Here is a 740-nt window from a genome sequence, read left to right on the forward strand (position 1 = left end):
CATCCACCCGCATCCGTAAGGAGCACACCGTGAGCAGCATCAAGAAGGTCCTCTTCCTGGCTTTCCCCAACGTCGGTGAGCAGGACCTGTTCGCGCCCTGGGAACTGTTCCGCGCTCTTGCCTACGATCTCGGCCAGAGCGGTGAGAGCCTCGAGGTCACGCTCGGCAGTTTCGAGGGCGGCACGGTCACCACCCACATGGGCGCGCAGATCCAGACCGAGAAGGTCGACCCGCAAAGCCGTTACGACCTCCTCTACATCCCCGGCGGCATCGGCGGCGGCGCCGCCTCCCGCGACCCCCGCACCCTCGACTTCATCCGCGCCCACCACGACGAGGACCGCTGGGTCGCCGCCAACTGCGCGGGAGTGGGCGTCCTGTTCCGCTCCGGCATCCTCAAGGGCACCCGCTTCCAGGCCGCCGCGGTCCTGGGCCGCCGCCTGGCCGACCTGGGCGCCGACGTCGCCCGGCCCCGCCGCGCCTGGTCCCTGCTGCCCGACGCCAAGATCTTCACCGCCGGCGGCGCCGCCACCGTCCACCCCAGCACCATCGCCCTGGTCACCCACCTCTTTGGCGAAGACCGCGCCCGCGCACTGGCCGGCACCTGGGACACCCTCCCCCTCCACGGCGAAACCCTCTTCCACCCCGAAGGCCCCCTCTCCGACGACGACCCCACCTTCGTCACCAACCTCCAGAACGGCATGGAAAAGGTCTTCCTCCCCGAGAACTGACCCCCGCCCACA

The 740-nt window shown here is 70.0% G+C and carries 1 protein-coding gene; it reads left to right on the forward strand.

Features of this window, described 5'->3' with window-relative positions:
• The coding region (locus IO36_RS36020; RefSeq protein ID WP_037626564.1) for a DJ-1/PfpI family protein at positions 1-728 on the forward strand (728 nt) is incomplete at its 5' end.
• Positions 729-740: the final 12 nt, after the last annotated feature.

This window comes from Streptomyces aureus, assembly GCF_000725495.1.
GTDB lineage: Bacteria > Actinomycetota > Actinomycetes > Streptomycetales > Streptomycetaceae > Streptomyces > Streptomyces aureus_B.